General features: G+C 67.9%; 14 protein-coding genes and 1 pseudogene. 8 read left to right on the forward strand and 7 right to left on the reverse strand.

Annotated features, from left to right (window positions below):
- Positions 1-29: 29 nt before the first annotated feature.
- From P5G52_RS05060 to P5G52_RS05070, 3 genes are all read right to left on the reverse strand, one after another.
- Positions 30-1367: an MFS transporter gene (locus P5G52_RS05060; protein WP_301225235.1), complete on the reverse strand. Its 1338-nt coding sequence runs from the start codon at positions 1365-1367 to the stop codon at positions 30-32.
- Positions 1368-1536: 169 nt separating this feature from the next.
- Positions 1537-2310 carry an SDR family NAD(P)-dependent oxidoreductase gene (locus tag P5G52_RS05065; RefSeq protein WP_301225237.1) on the reverse strand — a complete coding sequence of 258 codons (774 nt, stop codon included), beginning with the start codon at positions 2308-2310 and terminating at the stop codon, positions 1537-1539.
- Between the two features lie 7 nt (positions 2311-2317).
- Positions 2318-3199: a sugar phosphate isomerase/epimerase family protein gene (locus P5G52_RS05070; protein ID WP_301225239.1), complete on the reverse strand. Its 882-nt coding sequence runs from the start codon at positions 3197-3199 to the stop codon at positions 2318-2320.
- Positions 3200-3395: 196 nt separating this feature from the next.
- On the opposite strand from P5G52_RS05070, the gene P5G52_RS05075 reads away from it, so the two are divergent.
- On the forward strand, positions 3396-3869 hold the full coding sequence (locus P5G52_RS05075) for a ribose-5-phosphate isomerase (RefSeq protein WP_301225241.1): 474 nt from the start codon (positions 3396-3398) through the stop codon (positions 3867-3869).
- Positions 3870-4054: 185 nt separating this feature from the next.
- Positions 4055-5013: pseudogene (locus tag P5G52_RS05080) on the forward strand (IS481 family transposase).
- Between the two features lie 10 nt (positions 5014-5023).
- Here the strand turns inward: P5G52_RS05080 and P5G52_RS05085 are convergent.
- From P5G52_RS05085 to P5G52_RS05095, 3 genes are all read right to left on the reverse strand, one after another.
- Positions 5024-5338 (reverse strand): DMT family transporter, encoded by a 315-nt coding sequence (locus P5G52_RS05085; protein WP_301225243.1) that lies wholly within the window; start codon positions 5336-5338, stop codon positions 5024-5026.
- A 110-nt stretch (positions 5339-5448) separates the two neighbouring features.
- Positions 5449-7086 carry an ABC-F family ATP-binding cassette domain-containing protein gene (locus tag P5G52_RS05090; protein WP_301225245.1) on the reverse strand — a complete coding sequence of 546 codons (1638 nt, stop codon included), beginning with the start codon at positions 7084-7086 and terminating at the stop codon, positions 5449-5451.
- Between the two features lie 43 nt (positions 7087-7129).
- Positions 7130-7348, reverse strand: a complete 219-nt coding sequence (locus tag P5G52_RS05095) for a hypothetical protein (RefSeq protein WP_301225247.1) — start codon at positions 7346-7348, stop codon at positions 7130-7132.
- Between the two features lie 171 nt (positions 7349-7519).
- Here P5G52_RS05095 and P5G52_RS05100 point away from each other — a divergent pair, with 171 nt between their 5' ends.
- The 6 genes from P5G52_RS05100 (at position 7520) to P5G52_RS05125 (ending at position 12354) form a co-directional block, all read left to right on the forward strand.
- Positions 7520-8839: a M20 family metallopeptidase gene (locus tag P5G52_RS05100; RefSeq protein WP_301225249.1), complete on the forward strand. Its 1320-nt coding sequence runs from the start codon at positions 7520-7522 to the stop codon at positions 8837-8839.
- Between the two features lie 191 nt (positions 8840-9030).
- Positions 9031-9309 carry a hypothetical protein gene (locus tag P5G52_RS05105; protein WP_301225251.1) on the forward strand — a complete coding sequence of 93 codons (279 nt, stop codon included), beginning with the start codon at positions 9031-9033 and terminating at the stop codon, positions 9307-9309.
- A gap of 46 nt (positions 9310-9355) precedes the next feature.
- Complete coding sequence (locus tag P5G52_RS05110; protein ID WP_301225253.1) at positions 9356-10303, forward strand: ATP-grasp domain-containing protein; 948 nt, start codon at positions 9356-9358, stop codon at positions 10301-10303.
- Between the two features lie 71 nt (positions 10304-10374).
- On the forward strand, positions 10375-10797 hold the full coding sequence (locus P5G52_RS05115; protein WP_301225255.1) for a ChaB family protein: 423 nt from the start codon (positions 10375-10377) through the stop codon (positions 10795-10797).
- 103 nt (positions 10798-10900) lie between these two features.
- A complete protein-coding gene (locus P5G52_RS05120; protein WP_301225257.1) occupies positions 10901-11950 on the forward strand; it encodes an iron-siderophore ABC transporter substrate-binding protein in 1050 nt (349 codons plus the stop codon).
- Between the two features lie 77 nt (positions 11951-12027).
- Positions 12028-12354: a PRC-barrel domain-containing protein gene (locus P5G52_RS05125; RefSeq protein WP_301225259.1), complete on the forward strand. Its 327-nt coding sequence runs from the start codon at positions 12028-12030 to the stop codon at positions 12352-12354.
- An 84-nt stretch (positions 12355-12438) separates the two neighbouring features.
- Here P5G52_RS05125 and P5G52_RS05130 read toward each other — a convergent pair whose 3' ends face one another.
- Positions 12439-12705 (reverse strand): DUF6480 family protein, encoded by a 267-nt coding sequence (locus P5G52_RS05130; protein ID WP_301225261.1) that lies wholly within the window; start codon positions 12703-12705, stop codon positions 12439-12441.
- Between the last annotated feature and the right edge of the window lie 13 nt (positions 12706-12718).

Raw genomic sequence — 12718 nt, forward strand, 5'->3', positions numbered from 1 at the left:
TGCTCTTTCTGGTTCCCGGTGGGTGTCGGTCAGACGTGCTGGGCTACGGGAGCGGTCTTCGACGCTTCCTCGGCCAGCCGGCGTTCCTTGGGGCCCCAGGTCTCCCGGGTGGCGAGCGCCGCCCACAGTCCGATGAGGGCGTAGGTACCGAACAGCAGGGCCGGGCCCATCCAGCCGAAGCGGACGAACAGGAGCGTGGTGATGAAGGGGGTGAATCCCGAGACCATCGCGGAGATCTGGTAGGACAGGGACGCTCCCGAGGCCCGTGTCTTGGCCTGGAACAGCTCAGGGAACCACGAGCCCTGGGCGCCGGCGAGCGAGTTCTGGCAGATGGCGTAGGAGATGACGATGGTGATGATGACGCAGATGAACAGGCCCGTGTTCGCGAGCAGGAACATGGGGATGGCGAAGAGGGCGGCGAAGGCGCAGGACCAGATGTAGAGCGGTCGGCGGCCGATGCGGTCGGTCAGCCGTGCCCAGCCCATGGTGGCGAAGATGCCGATGGCCGAAGCGATGCACAGTGCGGTGAGCGTCTCGGTCGGCGTCGCCAGTTCCGAGCTCTTGAGATAGGAGATCATGTAGGTGACCGCTACCGCGTAGCCGGCAGTCTCGGCGACGCGGAGACCGATGCCCCGGACGATGCTGCGCCAGTCCTGGCGGATTACCTGGACGATCGGATTCCGGACGATGTCGCCGTGGTCCTTCACGTCCTCGAAGACGGGTGATTCCGGGACCTTCGACCGGATGATCAGGCCGACGATGACCAGGAGGATGCTGGCGAGGAAGGGGATGCGCCACGCCCAGTCGCCGATGAGTCCTGCGCTGGAGAGGAAGACGAGGTTGGCCAGGAGCAGCCCGACGGGGAAGCCCGCCTGGACGATGCCGGTGTACTTGCCCTTGGACTTCCAGGGCGCGTGTTCGTAGCTCATGAGGATCGCTCCTCCCCATTCGGCGCCGAACGCGAGGCCCTGGATGATGCGGACGATGACCAGCAGGATCGGGGCGAGGATGCCCACGGTGGCGTACGTGGGCAGCAGGCCGATGGCGAAGGTCGCCAGGCCCATGATGATCAGGGAGGCCACAAGGACGGGCTTGCGTCCGACCTTGTCCCCGAGGTGCCCACCGATGATGCCGCCCAGGGGGCGGGCCGCGAAGCCGACCCCGAGGGTGGCGAACGAGGCCAGGGTCGCGGTCACGGGATCCGCTCCGGGGAAGAACGCCGGGCCGAAGTAGAGGGCGGCGGCCGTGCCGAAGCCGATGAAGTCGTACGTTTCGATGACGGCGCCGACGCCGGAGCCGATGGCGACCTTCCGGGCGTCCTTGGTCCCGTTGACCGGGCCTCGCATCTGCAGAGCTTCGTTGCTCATAATCGATCCTTTGCTCAGGAGTGGGGATGTCGACTGTTAACAGTGGACTGGTTCAAGTGTGACGTGAAGCACATCCACTGTCAACAGTCGACGGAGGGGTATCTCGCAGGAGGGAACGGGAGTCGCGTGGCGGGACGCCCGACGGCGGTTGGACGTGGTCCAGCCGCGATCAGTGCAGGTGGCTGCCGCCGTTGATGTCGATCGTGGTTCCGGTGAGGTACGAGGAGTCGTCGGAGGACAGGAACGTGATGACGGCCGCGATCTCCTCTGTCGTCGCGGTGCGGCCGAGGGGGATGTCCCGTGCCAGCGCGGCTTCCTGCTCCGGCGTACTGCCGACGCGGATGTTCGTGTCAACCGCGCCGGGGGTGACTGCGTTGACGGTGACTCCGCTGTCCGCCAGTTCGCGGGCGAGAGCCTTGGTGAGTCCCAGGATCGCGGCCTTGGCTGCGGAATAGGGGACCTTCCCGAACACTCCGCCTCCTCGCTGGGCGGACACCGAGGACATGTTGACGATCCGCCCCCAGCCGTTCTCGAGCATCGCCGGAAGGAAGGCCTTCGTCACCAGGTAGGTGCCGGTGGCATTGACGGCCATCACCTTGTTCCAAAGCTCGAGGGTCGTCTCGAGGAACGGCACGGGGGAGGTGATGCCGGCGATGTTCGCCAGCGCCCCGACAGGAGGCAGGTTGCCGGCCGCGACTTCGGCTGCCACGGCATCGCGGGCTGCGGTGACGGAGGCTTCGTCGGTGACGTCGACCTCGTGGCCGAAGCTGGAGACGGCGAATTCATTTCCGATGTCCGTCGCCACCTTGGCGGACGTCTCCCCGTCGAGGTCGAGGACGACGACGGCCCACCCCTCCCGGGCGTAGCGGCGGGCGGTCGTCACGCCGATTCCGCGAGGGGAGGTGGCTCCGGTGATGACGGCGGTTCGTTGGATGCTGGGCATGATTCTCCTAGTTCGGGTGGTGGGCGCTGAGAGCAGGCGACCCATGAGGGGTGGACGTGCTGTCCGAGAGAAGGCGGGAGATGAAGCGCGCAGCCGCTGCCGTGGCGTCGGGTCGCTGGTCGTCGGTGACATCGCGCGTTTCGAGCTCGAGGGCGAAGCGCCCCTGGTATCCGGCGTCAGAGAGGGCCCGGAAGCCCGCTGCGAAGTCCACTTGCCCGTTGCCGATACTCAGATTGATGTTGCCGGGCACCGCGTCCCGAAGGTGGACGTGGCGGATGCGGTCGGAGAAGAGCCGGACGAATTCCACCGGATCCCCTCCGGATGCGACGATGTGGCTGAAATCCATGACGAGGCCAACGGACTCCTGCGGCACCCTGTCCAGCAAGTGCCGGGCGCGGTCGATGTCCCAGCAGAGGCGGAAGAAGTGCGGCGCTTCGACCCAGATCTCGACGCCCGCCGCAGCTGCGCGGTCGGCTGCCTCGCCCAGGGCCGCGGCGATCAGATCCAGGTCCTCGTCGAACGACACGAGCGGATCGTGCGACGGGGCGCCGCAGGGCAGGACCAGTGCTGCCGCCCCGATGGCCGACGCAAGCGCCAGGAGCATGTCGAGGTGCTTGGTCCTGGCGGTCCGCTCGACCGGCGTCAGGCGGGCGTTCAGGTCCCCGATGTCACCGTTGACCGACCGTACGCGCAGGCCCGAGCGCAGAACCTCGGAAGCGACCTCGTCGACGGCCTGGGTGTCCAGGACGAACGGAACGTGGTTGCACACTCCCGGAAGGGCGCCGAGATCCAGCTCCGTGAACCCCAGTCCCTGCACGGTTCTCAGCGCCGTCGGCAGATCCTGGTGCCGGAAGCTGATGGATGAGCACACCACGCGGGGATGGAACATCGTCGTTGACCCTCACTCTTGCTGAACGTGACGTCAAGCACACTACGCACTTCAGTGTTGACAGTCAACACTCGCTAGCTCACGGGCATCACCCGAAGGGATTTCGTCTCGTTGACAGCCGAGGGCCGCAGGGAAACACTGAAGAAAGGGACGTGGCCCACTGATCGCGGCAGCGGATGCTGACAGGAGAGAAGCAATGGAACCACTACGACTGGTGATCGGCTGTGACGACGCGGGACTGCGCTACAAGGAGGAGCTGAAACGACTCCTCGAGTCGAGCGACCAGGTGGAGACCGTGCTGGACGTCGGGGTCCAGGCGGATGAGGATACCGCCTACCCCAGCGTGGCCTTCGCGGCAGCCGGCGAGATTGCTGCAGGACACGCCGACAGGGCCCTGCTGATCTGCGGAACGGGCCTCGGAGTCGCCATCAGTGCCAACAAGGTGGCCGGCATCCGTGCCGTGACGGCCCATGACTCCTTCTCGGTGGAACGCGCAGTGCTCTCCAACAATGCGCAGGTCCTGTGCCTCGGGGAGCGGGTCATCGGACTCGAACTGGCCAAACGGCTGGTTCGGGAGTGGCTCGGCTACCGTTTCGACGAGCAGTCGGCGTCCGCGACCAAGGTCGCGGCGATCACCGAGTACGAGAAGCGGAGCGGCGAGCCGGATTGACCGGGACTCGTGATCGTCCGGCTCGAGTGCGTCCTGCAGGCAGCGAAGGCGGCACCGGGCAGGACTGCGCGCAGGGCTGCTAGTTGTACTGGGCCGGGACGTTGGTGACAGGTAGGGCTTGAAAATGAGGAGGACCTCCGGGCTTAGTGGAGCTGTCTAGTTCCCGCACCCTCCCGGAGGTCCTCGTGTCCAACGTTATCCCTCGTTTGAGCCCGTTTGGTCGATCAATCATCATTGAACGCGTTTTAGCAGGCCGGCCCGTCGCGCACGTGGCCAAGGAACTCGGCGTGTCCCGGCAGACCGCCTACCGGTGGGTGCGCCGCTACCGGGCCGAAGGAATCGACGGGCTGCAGGACCGCTCCAGCCGCCCGAGGACCTTCCCGACCAGGACCAGCCGTGAGACCGAGCACGTGGTTCTTGCCGCCCGCACGCAGTTACGGGCCGGACCGTTACGCATCGCGGCCGCCACCGGGGTACCGGCCCGGACGGTCTCCCGGATCCTGTCCCGGCACCAGGTTCCCCGGCTTGCCTGGTGCGACCCGGTCACCGGGCAGCTGATCCGCGCCTCGAGGGCGACCAAGGCCCGGTACGAACGAGCCCGCCCGGGCGAGCTCGTGCACCTGGATGTGAAGAAACTCGGCCGGATCCCCGACGGCGGCGGCTGGCGTGCCCACGGCCGCTCCGAAGAGGTTCGGGGTTACGGCATCGGTTACGACTACGTCCACGCGGCTATTGATGACCACTCCCGGCTCGCGTACGCCGAAGTCCATCCCGACGAACGCTCCGACACCGCCGCAGGGTTCCTGCTGCGCGCCCGGGACTTCTTCGCCACGAACGGGATTCCCGCATCGAACGGATCATCACCGACAACGCCCTGGCCCACCGGCGCGGACACGCGCTCAAAGCAGCCGTAACAGCCATCGGCGCCGAGCAGCGTTTCATCAAACCCCACTGCCCCTGGACCAACGGGAAAGTCGAGCGCTTCAACCGGACCCTGCAAACCGAATGAGCCTACCGCCGGCCCTACACCTCGAACACAGCCCGCACCGAAGCCCTTGACCGGTTCCTCACCCACTACAACACTGAACGCATCCACACAGGCATCGGAACCACACCCATCAACCGACTGTCACCCACCTCATGACCCAGTACAGCTAGTGGACCAGCTTCAGCCCGATGACACCGCCCACGATCATGAGGAGGAACGCGACCTTCAGCAGTGATGCGGGTTCGCCGCCGGTGGCCATCGCGTAGATGACGGTCAGGGCGGCACCGATGCCTACCCAGACGGCATAGGCCGTGCCGATCGGAAGGGTGCGCATGGCATAGGCGAGTCCGGCCATGCTGGCGACGATGGCTACGGCGAACACGAGGGTCGGCGCCGGCTTGCTGAAGCCCTCGGACCTGCCCAGCGCCGTGGCCCAGACGGCCTCGAGAACTCCGGAGACTACGAGGACGATCCAGGCCATGACTCTCTTCCACGGGCCGACTTGCTGGAAACCGGGTACGGCACCTCGTCCGGGAGACGGCTGATGTCCGCCTCGCCTCCATGGTGCCACGGAACGGCGCGCGCACGGGTTCAGCCGACGTTGACCCGTCCGTCCTCGACCTGCCAGCGCTCATCGAGCCGGACGTTCTCGAGGAGCCTGCGGTCGTGGGTGACGAGCAGGAGCGCGCCCGTGTAGGCCTCCAGGGCTTCCTCGAGCTGTTCGATGGCCGGAAGGTCGAGGTGGTTCGTCGGTTCGTCCAGCACCAGGAGGTTGACCCCCCTCGCCTGGAGCAGTGCGAGCCCCGCCCTCGTCCGCTCACCGGGGGAGAGGGAGCCGACGGCGGCACGCACCTGGTCCGCCTTGAGCCCGAACTTCGCCAGCAGGGTCCGCACCTCGCCCTGTGCCAGCTCCGGCACGAGGGCTTCGAAGGCCTCACCGAGGGGGAGGTTCTCGTCGAGTTGTCCCCGTGCCTGGTCGATCTCGCCGACCGCCACGTTGGAACCGAGGGAGGCAGCACCCTCGTCGGGCTCCTGGTGTCCCAGCAGGAGGCGCAGCAGCGTCGACTTCCCGGCGCCATTGGGGCCGGTGATGCCGATGCGCTCGCCCGCATTGACCTGGAGCGACACCGGACCGAGGGTGAAGCCCCCCTGGGTGGTGGACGCGCTGCTCAGGGTGGCGACGACGGAGCTCGACCGGGGAGCGGATCCGATGGTGAACTGCAGCTGCCACTCCTTGCGCGGCTCCTCGACCTCCTCCATGCGCGCGATGCGGGATTCCATCTGGCGCACTTTCTGCGCCTGCTTCTCGGAGGATTCCATGCTCGCCCTCCGCCGGATCTTGTCGTTGTCCGGGCTCTTCTTCATGGCGTTGCGCACGCCCTGCGAGCTCCATTCACGCTGCGTCCGGGCACGCCCCACGAGGTCCTGCTTCTTGTCCGCGTACTCCTCGTAGGCCTCGCGGGCGTGGCGCCGTGCCACCGCGCGTTCCTCGAGGAAGGCGTCGTAGCCGCCGTCGTACACGGCCACCTTGTTCTGCGCGAGGTCCAGTTCGACGACGGTGGTCACGCAGCGCGCGAGGAACTCGCGGTCGTGGGAGACGAGGACGACGCCGCCGCGCAGGTTCTGGATGAACCCCTCGAGCCGTTCGAGCCCGGCGAGGTCCAGGTCGTTGGTCGGCTCGTCGAGGAGCACGATGTCGAAGCGGCTCAGCAGCAGGGCTGCGAGCGCGACCCGCGCGAGCTGTCCTCCCGAGAGTGCCGCGGTCGGAGTGCCGGGATCGATGCCGCCGGCGACGTCGGCCAGCACGCCGGGCATGCGGTCCTCGAGGTCGACCGCCCCGGACGCCATCCAGTGGTCGAGTGCCGCCGCGTAGGCGTCGTCGGCACCCTTGTCCCCACTGCCCAGCGCTGCTGCGGCGTCCTCCATGGCGAGCGTGGCCGACGTCGTCCCGGTGCGGCGGCCGATGTATCCCGCCACCGTCTCTGCCTCCAGGCGTTCGTGCTCCTGGGGCAGCCAGCCGACGAAGGCGTCGGGCGGGGTGGTCCGGACGGTTCCGCCGAGGGGCGTGTCCGCTCCGGCGAGCAGTCGCAGGAGCGTGGTCTTCCCGGCGCCGTTGGCGCCCACCACCCCGACGACGTCGCCCGGTGCGACCGTGAGGTCGAGCTTCGAGAAGAGGGTGCGGTGGGCGTGGCCCCCGGTCAGGTCCTTCGCCACGAGGGTTGCAGTCATTCCTCCAGTCTAGGAGGGGCAGGCCCTCCGCCGGTCGGGCGGCTCAGGCGCTGAGCTGCCAGATGCTGTACTCGTCGAGGTGGAGGATGGCCCGGTGCCCGGCCATGTCGTCGCGGATCCAGACGATGCCGAGACCCGGAGCGGTGTCCTCGACGCACCCGCGGTAGTGCACCTCGTTCTTGCGGCGTGCCTCGACGACGGTTCCGGCACTGAGCACGCCGAGGTCGAGGATGCGGGCGGTTGGGGTGGCTACGGCGGTCATCGGTGCTCCTTGAGGGTGATGCGGCCCGTCCTGCCGGGCTGATGACTCCATAGTTCGGGAGCGTTGTTGCCGGGACATTTCCGGAAGGTTATCTTTCCGGCGTCCGCGGAAGTGTTGCCCAGGGTGTACAGAGAGCCCGTCCGCCGGCCGATCGTTGCCTAAGCTGATCCGATGAGCGAACCCACCGAGCCGGACCGGGCCTACCTGCAGTCGATCGACGAGCGGACCCTGAGGCTTCGAGCCGGGGCGGCGCCGGATCCCTCGCCGTTCGGCGGAGCGCCGGCCGGCCTGTCCTCGGACGTCGAGCGACACGTGGACGGGCTGGCCCCGGACCTGCGGCAGGTGGTCCGTGAGCTGCACGACCACCCGGAGACCGCGTTCCGCGAGTACCGCAGTGCGGCGTTCCTGCAGGAGAGACTCGCTGCTCACGGCGTGGAGGCGGTCCTCGGCGAGTACGGCGTCGAGACGTCGGTGCGCGCGGCGGCGGGCAGCGCGGATCGGGGCCCGACCATCGCGATCCTGGCCGAGTACGACGCGCTCCCCGGGATCGGCCATGCCTGCGGGCACAATGTCATCTCGGCAGCGGCGCTCGGTGCCTTCCTGGCGCTGTCCTCGGTGGCGGACCGGTTGCCCGGACGCGTCCTGTTCCTCGGCACGCCGGCGGAGGAGGGCCACTCCGGCAAGGAGGTCCTGGCCCGCAACGGGGCGTTCGACGACGTCGACGCCGCCATCATGGTCCACCCCTACGGCTACGACCTCGCGGATCAGGTCTGGCTCGGTAGGCGACTGCTCACCATCGCCTTCACAGGTGTCGAGGCGCATGCCTCCGCGCAGCCCTTCATGGGCCGGAACGCCCTCGACGCCGCGAATCTCGCCTACCAGGGCATCGGGCTGCTGCGCCAACAACTGCCGCCGTCCGACCGCGTCCATGCGACCATCACGGAGGGCGGGACGAGCCCCAACATCATCCCGGGCCGCGCCGTCCTGAAGCTCTACGCGCGCTCCCAGCAGCCCGCCACCCTCAGGGACCTCAGCGCGCGGCTCGAGGACGTGGCGCGGGGTGCTGCCCTGATGACGGGAACGGGGGTGGAACTGCTGTGGGACGAGCACCCCCCGTCCCTCCCCATCCGCACCAACAAGGCCCTCACCGGCCGGTGGACGGTGGCCCAGCAGCGGCGCGGACGTGCTCCCCTTCCCCTCGGGGTGGTCTCGGAGACGCTCGCTGCCTCGACGGATTTCGGGAACGTGAGCTACCGCATTCCCGGTATCCACCCGCTGATCCGCATCGCCGAGCCGTCCACGGCCCTGCATACGCGCGGGTTCGCCGCAGCGGCCAGGAGCGAGGACGCGGAGCGGGGAGCGCTCGACGGCGCCGTGGGCCTCGCCCTCACCGCGCTCGACTATCTCTGCGACGATTCCCTGCGCAGGGCGGTGCACGAGGAGTTCCAGCACCAGGGCGGCGCCATCGACGTGCCGTCCTATTTCGCCTGACGCTCCCGGGGGCAGCGCACCGTCCTCGAAGCGGCTCCGCGGAGCACTGCCGTTCGGAGAGGGTGGCCAAGGCTCCGTCATCGGGGTCAGGATGGTACAGACTCGATCAGGCCGTTTCCGGTGCCCTCCGGGCTGACACGTTGGAACGCCGACCGGGCGGCGTGCAGGGGATCTACCAGGGGGAGGACGCAGTGGATGACGATTCCGGTGTACCGCGGCAGACGCCGGCAGGGGCCGGCGCTCGCAGGTCGGGGGTGAGGATGGCCCTGCTGGTCGCGATCGCGGTCTTCGCCGTGTCCATCGCGTTCGTCCTCGTCTACGCCACCAGCCTGTCCTGGCCCATGGCCATCCTCATCACCGTCGTGCTCGCCGGCGGTCAGGCCTACGCCCTGCGGGGCACCCTGTTCGGTGGAGCCGGAACGGGGGACAAAGGCAGCACCAGAGACGAAGGCGGAGCTGCCGACCGCTAGTCTGGCCTTCACCTCTTTATCTCCACTGCCGATCGGAAGGACCTCCGTGACAACGGTCTATGCCCTGCACGAGAACCCCGAGTGGTTCCCGCCCTTCGCCCGCGCCTTCGAGGCCGAAGGCGTCGAGGTGGTGGAGTGGCTGCTCACGGACGGCGTGCTGGATCTCGACTCCGTTCCCCCGGAGGGTATCTTCTGGTCCCGGATCAGCGCCTCCGCCCACACCCGGGACCACGGCCTGTCCAAGGACTATGCCCGCTCGGTCCTGTCCTGGCTCGAGGCGCACGGCCGCCGTACCGTCAACGGACGGCGGGTGCTCGAACTCGAGATGAGCAAGGTGGACCAGCTCACCGCGCTGAAGGCTGCGGGCATCGACACCCCGCGCACCGTTGCCGCCGTCGGGCGGGACCGCATCCTCGAAGCGGCGGAGGGATTCGACACGCCGTTCATCGTCAAGCACAACCAGGGTGGCAAGGGCCTCGGCGTGCGCAGGTTCGACTCGCACGGGGAACTCGCCGACTATGTCGCCTCGAGCGCGTTCGAAGAGCCGCAGGACGGCATCACCCTGGTCCAGGAATTCATCCAGGCCGCCGAGCCCTTCATCACCCGGGCGGAGATCGTGGGCGGCACATTCGTGTACGCCATCGCGGCGGACACGGCGCGCGGCGGCTTCCAGCTGTGCCCCGCGGACGCCTGCGCGATCGACCCGGAGACCGGCAGGCCCATCATGCCGCCCGGCGCCACCATCGCCCCCGAGCCGGGCCAGCAGCTCTTCAGCCTGCGCGAGGACTTCGACCACCCCGTCATCGCCCGGTTCGAGGAGTTCGCGCGGCGGAACAACCTGGAGGTCTGCGGCATCGAGTTCATCGAGACCGCGGACGGCCGCGTGCTGACCTACGACGTCAATACGAACACCAACTACAACGCGGCCGTGGAAGCGGTAGCGCCGAAGTCCGCACCCCGCGAACTGGTCCGTTACCTCGCGACGCTCGGCTGACGGGCGGTAGCGTTCTCGTACCGGCACTGCGGGCCCGCAGGGCCGGGACGACCTCCCGGAAGGATGCAGCGATGTCCCGTTTCACGAAGGACGGCAAGGTCAGGACGGACACGCTCCCGAGCACGCTGCAGCGATCCGACGAGAAGGCCCAGGACACGTTCGCGGCGACGCTGGACGCCGCGGAGGAGCAGTACGGCGACGGGGAACGCGCCCGACGGACGGCCTTCGCCTCGCTCAAGCACGGCTTCGAGAAAGTGGGGGACCACTGGGAGCCGAAGGAGAAGAGGGGTCCCTCCGACGAGCGGGCGGCGGGAGGGGGCGGCCGGACCGGGCCGACGGCGGGCGGTGTCGACGCGAACTCCTCGAAGAAGCACCTCTACGACCTCGCCAAGAAGCTCGACGTACCGGGCCGCTCGCGGATGTCGAAGGAAGAGCTCGTCGAGGCACTGCAGAAGGCGAACGATCGGGAGACGCGCAGGGCACGCGAACATTAGCTATTACGCAACGAAAGCATTTCCTAATCGACTCGTGCTTAGGCTAGCCTTACTTCTACCCCGTCCCCAGGCCTCCGCGAGGCCGTAGAAGCCAAGGAGCCTCATGGCCCCCTCCCGCCTGCGCAGCCTGATCGCCGCTGCTGCCGTCGCCGTCCTGTCCCTCTCCGCCTGTTCCACCGGCCCGGCCGACAGCGGAACCGCAGCTACCGGCGGCACCAGCGCCTCCGCCGACGCCTTCCCCGTCACGATCGAGCACGCCTTCGGTGAGACCACCCTCACCGAGAAGCCCGAGCGCGTGGCGACGGTGTCCTGGGTCAACGCCGACGTCTCCCTCGCCCTCGGCGTCGTTCCTGTCGGCATGCCCGCCGACTCCTACGGCGGCAACGAGAACCAGTCGACGCCGTGGAAGGACGCCAAGCTCGAGGAGCTGGATGCGGCGATCGGGACCGGGAACGCCCCCGTGCAGTACTCCGAGACCGACGGCATCGCCTTCGACGACATCGCGGCCACGAACCCCGACGTCATCCTCGCTGCCTACTCCGGGCTGTCACAGGAGGACTACGACACCCTGAGCAAGATCGCACCCGTCGTCGCATACCCGGAGGTGGCCTACGGCACCGCGTGGCAGGACTCCACGCGCATCATCGGGAAGGCGCTCGGCCTGTCCGGGGACGCCGAGCAGCTGGTGTCGGAGACGGAGCAGGCCATCGCGGACGCTGCTGCCGAGTACCCGCAGCTCGAGGGCAAGACCTTCATCTACGGCAACCTCGAACCCGGCAGCGCGGACGGTGTCAGCGTCTACACGGAGAACGACAACCGTCCGAGGTTCCTGACCGAGCTCGGGATGGTGCAGGCGGACGTCGTCACCGAGAACACGAAGGGGTCCGAGGAGTTCTTCATCCCGTGGTCCGCGGAGCGCGCCAACGAACTGGACTCGGACATCTTCGTCACCTGGGTCGCGGACGAGGCCACCAAGGAGGCCATCGCCGGCGATGCCCTCCTCGGCCAGATCCCGGCCGTGGAGAAGGGCGCACTGGTCGCGGACAGCGACAACACCCTGACGCTCTCCATCTCCGCTGCCAACCCCCTGAGCCTGGTATGGGCGCTGGACCGCTTCCTGCCGATGCTCGGAGAGGCCGCGGACAAGGCCTGACGCAAGATTGCCCTCCGGCTGCATCTGGGCTGGAATGGACGATGAACCGACTCTTGTTCCGATGAAAGGGAATTCCAATGGCTCAGGCGGAAATCAACAAGCTCCAGGCCGCGACGGCGTGGGACAGCAACGGCAAGAAGCTCGGTGACGTCAACCAGGTGCACCTCGAGAAGGAGTCGGGGATCCCGGCCTGGGTTACGGTGTCCACCGGACTGCTGAATTCACGCAAGCACTATGTGCCCCTGGCGAACTCGCACTTCGAGGGCGACGCCCTCCATCTCGCGTGGACGAAGGACCAGATCACCGATGCGCCGAGCGCCCTCAGCGATATCGAACTCTCGGCGGAGGAGGAGTCGGCGCTGATCGACTACTACCGGCTCCGCGACGGCGCCGAGGCGCCCTAGACGCCCGGGTGGAACACGAAGCCCCCGTCCGCTAGAGCGGGCGGGGGCTTCGTGCAGTGCCGGCTTCGTGCAGTGCCGGAAGGCCTAGAAAAGGTTGACGATTCCCACGATGTAGCCGACGAAGTAGAGCAGTGCCAGCACGACCACTATTCCGATGATGGTGACCCAGAGTGCCTGGCGGCCCTTCGAGGTCTTCTCCTCGTCCGCATGTCCCTGCTGCTGCCAGGCCGTGCTGGACTCTGCCGGCGGCGTCTCGCCCGGCGGCACGCCGCCACCGGGCTCGAGGCCGGTGATGTGGTTCTCCAGCGGGTCGGGATTTCCTGCATTCGACGGGTCCGGGCGTTCACTCATGCTGTCCTCCGCG

This window comes from Arthrobacter burdickii (genome assembly GCF_030433645.1).
Classification (GTDB): domain Bacteria; phylum Actinomycetota; class Actinomycetes; order Actinomycetales; family Micrococcaceae; genus Arthrobacter_D; species Arthrobacter_D burdickii.

What these genes read in the sequence shown, in the direction of transcription:
- P5G52_RS05070 (WP_301225239.1), bottom strand. Translation starts at nt 3,199, where the DNA reads ATGTTCCATCCCCGCGTGGTGTGCTCATCCATCAGCTTCCGGCACCAG.
- P5G52_RS05060 (WP_301225235.1), bottom strand. Translation starts at nt 1,367, where the DNA reads ATGAGCAACGAAGCTCTGCAGATGCGAGGCCCGGTCAACGGGACCAAG.
- P5G52_RS05065 (WP_301225237.1), bottom strand. Translation starts at nt 2,310, where the DNA reads ATGCCCAGCATCCAACGAACCGCCGTCATCACCGGAGCCACCTCCCCT.
- P5G52_RS05115 (WP_301225255.1), top strand. Translation starts at nt 10,375, where the DNA reads ATGTCCCGTTTCACGAAGGACGGCAAGGTCAGGACGGACACGCTCCCG.
- P5G52_RS05085 (WP_301225243.1), bottom strand. Translation starts at nt 5,338, where the DNA reads ATGGCCTGGATCGTCCTCGTAGTCTCCGGAGTTCTCGAGGCCGTCTGG.
- P5G52_RS05130 (WP_301225261.1), bottom strand. Translation starts at nt 12,705, where the DNA reads ATGAGTGAACGCCCGGACCCGTCGAATGCAGGAAATCCCGACCCGCTG.
- P5G52_RS05075 (WP_301225241.1), top strand. Translation starts at nt 3,396, where the DNA reads ATGGAACCACTACGACTGGTGATCGGCTGTGACGACGCGGGACTGCGC.
- P5G52_RS05095 (WP_301225247.1), bottom strand. Translation starts at nt 7,348, where the DNA reads ATGACCGCCGTAGCCACCCCAACCGCCCGCATCCTCGACCTCGGCGTG.
- P5G52_RS05090 (WP_301225245.1), bottom strand. Translation starts at nt 7,086, where the DNA reads ATGACTGCAACCCTCGTGGCGAAGGACCTGACCGGGGGCCACGCCCAC.
- P5G52_RS05125 (WP_301225259.1), top strand. Translation starts at nt 12,028, where the DNA reads ATGGCTCAGGCGGAAATCAACAAGCTCCAGGCCGCGACGGCGTGGGAC.
- P5G52_RS05100 (WP_301225249.1), top strand. Translation starts at nt 7,520, where the DNA reads ATGAGCGAACCCACCGAGCCGGACCGGGCCTACCTGCAGTCGATCGAC.
- P5G52_RS05120 (WP_301225257.1), top strand. Translation starts at nt 10,901, where the DNA reads ATGGCCCCCTCCCGCCTGCGCAGCCTGATCGCCGCTGCTGCCGTCGCC.